Consider the following 5,481-nt stretch of genomic DNA (forward strand, 5'->3'; position numbering starts at 1 on the left):
GCGGCGCCGGCAGCACGGCCGCCGCGGCCGCCGCGTCGGCATCGGCCGCCCGCAGCACGCCGCTCAGCGTCAGGAACTGGATCAGGCCGGCCGCGTCCCGCTCGGCCAGCGCGTAGCTGACCTCCATCTCGCCGCGCAGTTCGACCGTGGTCGACAGGCAGGCGGCCGGGATCGGGTAGCGGCCCTCGAAGTGCCGCTCCAGGTCCCACCACAGGCGGCTGCAGGCCTCGTCGAACGGTTCGCCGCCGGCCTGGTAGGCCAGCAGCAGCGCGTGCGCGCCCAGGATGGCCGCCAGCGGCGCGGCCGCCTCGGCCAGCGGCGTGCCGGCGTACATGTGCAGCACCGCTTCGTTGTCGCAGTGCAGGTCGAGCACGATGTCGGCGTCCACCGCCAGCGTCATCAGGGTTTTCTTCAGTGCGTCGGCGTCGGTGGCCGGCTGCCAGGCGGCGATCGAGGCGCGCGCGTGCTCGCGGATCAGGCGCACGTTGGCGTCGGCGTCCGGCCCCAGCAGGCCGTCCAGCGACTTCTTCAGGTCGTCGGCCACGTGCTTGTACGAGCGGTTGAAGTTGATGCCGGTGGTGAGGTCGAAGCGGCCGAAGGCTGCGCCGTGGATGGCTTGCGCCAGCCCGATCGGGTTGGCGGCCGGCACCAGGATCACCTCGCCGGCGATGCGCCCGGCCGCGTCCAGCGCGGCCAGCTCCTTGCGCAGGAATTGCGCCACCAGCATGCCGGGCACCTCGTCGGCGTGCAGCGAGGCCTGGATGTAGACCTTCTTGCCCGTGCCGGGGCGGCCGTAGTGAAAACTGGTCAGTTGGTAGGCGGCGCTGCTGTGCGGGCCGGTCAGGGGGTGTTGTTGTACTTGCATGGCGGGGCGGGTTTTTTCGACAAAGATTGAGTATGTAGCACTATTTTCACAAAGTAAATCGCTGCGCGGCGAAACGGGGCCGGGTTTCTTGAGTTTTCCCGTCGATGTGCGTACAGTTAGTTTAATGAAATTATTTATATAACAGTCAGAGAGAATAACCATGGGTGATGTACATAGCATGCGAGTTTCGACAATGGCGCGATCGGTGCGCCTGGCCTTGGGCGCTGGCGCGGTGGCAGGTCTGCTGGGGCAGGCGGCGCTGGCGCAGGAGGCGCCCGCCACCACGGCCACGCCTACGGTGATGCCGAAGGTGGAAATCACCGGTTCGGCGATCCGCCGCATCGAGTCCGAGACCGCGCTGCCGGTGCAGGTCATCACCCGCGAGGACATCGAGAAGGCCGGCGTGACCACCGCCTCCGAGCTGATGGCGCGGGTGTCGGCCAACGTCGGCGGCCTGACCGACGGCGCCAGCATCACCGACGGCCACGACCAGCGCGGCTTCAACAGCGCCAACCTGCGCGGCATCGGCACCTCGTCCACGCTGGTGCTGCTCAACGGCCGCCGCATGGCCAACTTCGCCTCGCCCGGCGACGACACCGGCGTCGACCTGAACAACATCCCGGCCGCCGCCATCCAGCGCGTCGAGGTGCTGCTGGACGGCGCCTCGGCGCTGTACGGCACCGACGCCATCGGCGGCGTGATCAACTTCATCACCCGCAAGGATTTCCAGGGCGTCGAGCTGAACGCCTACGGCGCCAAGACCGACGAGGGCGGCGCCGGCAAGCGCACCGCCACGCTGACCGCCGGCACCGGCGACCTGGCCAGGGACGGCTACAATGTGTTCGCCGTGGTGGACCTGCAGCGCACCGACGCGCTGAGCACCTCGCAGCGCAAGTTCATCGGCAAGCTGCAGATCCCCGAGCGCCTGCCGCACCTGCTGTCGGGCTTCACGTCGCCGGCCAACATCCGCCTGACCGGCGCCCAGCGCGACTACCTGAACGACAACGGCTTCACCCTCAACGGCAAGCCGCTGACCAACCGCACCATCAACCTGTCGGTGCCGGGCTGCGCGCCGCCGGCCAATCTGTACCTGCCGGCCGGCATCGGCGGGGTCGACGCCTGCACCTACAACTACATGGGCGACACCGAGCTGTATCCGAAGTCGGACAAGGCCAACCTGCTCACGCGCGGCGTGCTGCAGTTGAACGCCGACACCCAGCTGTTCGCCGAGATCGCGCTGAGCCGCTCCAAGACCCACTACGTGGCCTCGACCGCGCGCGTGAGCGCGCCGATCAACTACAAGAAGATCCCGGGCCTGGCCAAGTACAACCTGGATTCGGACGAGGCCAGCGCGGACGACGACGTGGTGGGCGACGTCACGCTGCGCATCCGCCTGAACGACGCCGGCCGCCGCACCAGCGAGTTGACCAGCGAGAGCCAGCGCTACGTGGTCGGCCTGACCGGCAGCGCGCGCGGCTTCGACTACGACATCGGCCTGAACCACAGCGTCAACACCATCAAGGACAAGGACACCCACGGCTATCTGCTGTACGACAAGCTGGTGCAGGGCATCTACGACGGCGTGATCAACCCCTTCGGCCCGTCCAGCGCGGCCGGCGTGGCGCTGCTGGACGCGATCCAGGTCAACGACGACGTGCGCCACGCGCGCGGCGTGATGGATTCGCTGGACTTCAAGGTCTCGCACGCGGTCGGCACGCTGGCCGGCGGCGAGGCCGCGCTGGCGGTCGGCGGCGAACTGCGCCACGAGCGCACCGACTTCACGCCGTCGGCGCTGCTGATGAGCGATAACATCAACAACGACGCCGCGCCCGAGGGCGGCCGCGCCACCAGCGACAAGCGCACGGTGCAGGCGGTGTACGGCGAGCTGCTGCTGCCGTTCACCAAGCAGTGGGAGGCGCAGCTGTCGGCGCGCTACGACCACTACCAGGTGGTCGGCGGCGCCGCCAGCCCCAAGATCGGCGTGACCTACATGCCGGCCAAGACCATGCTGTTCCGCGCCTCGGCCGGACGCGGCTTCCGCGCGCCGTCGATGTCGGACCTGTACCGGCCGACGGTTTACAGCAGCACCGCGACCTTGCCCGACCCGGTCCAGTGCGCGACGGTCGGCAACAGCCTGGCCGACTGCGCCGACGCCTGGGACACGCGCCGCTATTCCAACGCCAAGCTCAAGCCCGAGCACAGCCGCCAGTACTCGCTGGGCATGGTGATCGAGCCGTCCAAGCAGGTGTCGATGACGCTGGACTACTGGAACATCAAGCGCACCGACCTGATCAGCGAGATCGGCGACGACATCATCCTGGGCAACCTGGCCAAGTACGGCGACCTGGTGCACCGCAAGGACGACGGCACCATCGACTACATCGACCTGCGCAAGGAAAACCGCGGCGCCCAGCTGGCCTCGGGCCTGGACCTGACGCTGGACTACCGCGGCGTGAAGACCTGGGCCGGCAATTTCGGCGGCCACCTGTCGGGCACCTATGTGCTCAACTCGAAGATCCAGAACGCCGTGGGCGACCCCTACCTGAGCAACCTGGGGCGCTTCGTCACCGACGGCGTGGTGCAGCGCTGGCGCCATACCATCACCTTCGACTGGGACCGCGGCCCCTACTCGGCCAGCCTGTCGAACACGTATTCGAGCGGCTACCAGGACCAGAACTCGGCGATCAACACCGACGACGGCACGGTGGTGGCGGCCAACCACGTGAAGGCCTACTCGCTGTGGGACCTGTCGGGCGCCTGGCAGGCCACCAAGGCGTTCAAGCTGCGCGCCGGCGTGCAGAACCTGTTCAACACGGCGCCGCCGTACTCGAACCAGGCCTTCTACTTCATCTCGGGCTATGATCCGACCTACACCGATCCGCGCGGGCGCCGCTTCTACGCCAGCGCCAATTACGCCTTCAAGTAATGTAACGTAATGATGCTTTAAGGCGCGTCACGTAATAGATTGGTATCATCTGCATTATCGACGGCGCCGGGCGAGAGCCTGGCGCCGGTTTTCATCGGAAGGGCAACATGAAATTAACAGGTTTTACGCTGCGGCGTCTCGTCATGCTTTGGCTGCTGGTGGTCGCCGGCGCGGGCGTGTGCGCGGCGCAGGGGAGCGGATCCGCGCCGGGCAAGGGAGCGCCGGTCAAGTCCAGCAAGCCGGCCAAGGCGGTGCCGCCGCCCAAGCCGGTGCTGGCGCCGCCGGCGGGCAGCCTGGTCATCATCGGCGGCGGCCTGCGCGCCGACAACGCCGAAGTCTGGCAGCGCATCGTGCAGCTGGCCGGCGGCAAGGGCGCGCGCATCGGCGTGTTCGGCTCGGCCTCGATCAATCCCGAGAAGTCGGCCCAGAACACCGTCAACAAACTGAACCAGTACGGCGCCCAGGCCTTCTTCATTCCGCTCGGCGTGACGCTGCCCAATAGCGACTACCGCAAGGCGGCCGAGGATCCGGAAGTGGTGGCGGCCATCCATTCGGCCACCGGCATCTACTTCACCGGCGGCGACCAGGCCCGCATCACCAAGGCGCTGGTGCGCCCGGACGGCAAGCACACGGCGGCGCTGGACGCGGTGTGGGACGTGTACCGCGACGGCGGCGTGGTGGCCGGCTCCAGCGCCGGCGCGGCCATCATGAGCACCACCATGTTCTACGACGCCAAGCCGACGCTGGACATGCTCAAGCAGGGCGTCAACGACGGCCACGAGATCGCCCCCGGCCTGGGCTTCATCGGCGACGACGTGTTCGTCGACCAGCACCTGCTGGTGCGCGGCCGCTTCGCCCGCATGATCCCGGTGATGCTCAAGAAGGGCTACCAGATCGGCCTGGGCATCGACGAGAACAGCGCGATGGTGGTCAACGCCAAGCGCGATGTCGAGATCATCGGCTACAGCGGCGCGCTGCTGCTGGACCTGTCGGCCGCGATCACCGACCGCGGCGTCAAGGGCTTCAACATCAGCAACGCCACCATCAGCTACCTGGACCGGGGCGACAAGTTCAACCTGGTCACGCGCGAGTTCACGCCGTCGCCGGACAAGGCCGACAACAAGCTCGACCCCAACCAGCCCGACACGCGCGAGCCGGTCTACACCAACGACATCCTGGGCAACAACGCGGTGCTGGACCTGATGGTCAACCTGATCGACAACGCCCAGCAGGAAGCCATCGGCATCGCCTTCGGCAATCCGCGCGACGCCTATCCGGACCTGGGCTTCGAGTTCCGCTTCAGTAAGACCATCAACAGCGTCGGCTACAGCTCGACCGAGGTGGAGGCGTATTCGGTGCTCAAGCTGCGCATGGACATCCGGCCGATCCAGCTGCAGCAGCCGCTGTACCGCTATCGCTGATGCCGCCGCTGCCGCCGGCGGCGGCGCGAAATCGGGTATATTGAATGGGAGGGTGCCTTCGGGCGCCATCCCATTTTTTCATCGCGGGGGCGGTTATGCGGATGTCGATCTTGATGCATTGGGCGCTGATGTGCGCCATGCCGCCGGGCGCCGCGCTGGCGGCCACGGAGGCCGCGCCGCCCGCGCCCAGGGGCTCGCTGGTCATCATCGGCGGCAACCTGCGGCCGGACAACGCCGATGTCTGGCGCCGCGTCGTGCAGCTGGCCGGC

3 protein-coding genes are annotated in these 5,481 nt (G+C 67.6%); 2 read left to right on the plus strand and 1 reads right to left on the minus strand.

The window, feature by feature from the left end; genetic code table 11:
- On the minus strand, nt 1–865 hold an 865-nt coding region (locus tag GTP90_RS34710), incomplete at its 3' end, for a succinylglutamate desuccinylase/aspartoacylase family protein (protein WP_161087779.1).
- Between the two features lie 178 nt (nt 866–1,043).
- On the opposite strand from GTP90_RS34710, the gene GTP90_RS34715 reads away from it, so the two are divergent.
- Together GTP90_RS34715 and GTP90_RS34720 are read left to right on the plus strand one after the other, a co-directional pair.
- Entirely contained in the window at nt 1,044–3,791 is a 2,748-nt protein-coding gene (locus GTP90_RS34715; protein WP_254452189.1) for a TonB-dependent receptor, read from the plus strand.
- A gap of 107 nt (nt 3,792–3,898) precedes the next feature.
- A complete protein-coding gene (locus GTP90_RS34720; protein WP_161087781.1) occupies nt 3,899–5,212 on the plus strand; it encodes a cyanophycinase in 1,314 nt (437 codons plus the stop codon).
- Nucleotides 5,213–5,481 lie beyond the last annotated feature (269 nt).

Source organism: Duganella vulcania (assembly GCF_009857655.1).
In the GTDB taxonomy this organism is placed as follows: Bacteria; Pseudomonadota; Gammaproteobacteria; order Burkholderiales; family Burkholderiaceae_D; genus Rugamonas; species Rugamonas vulcania.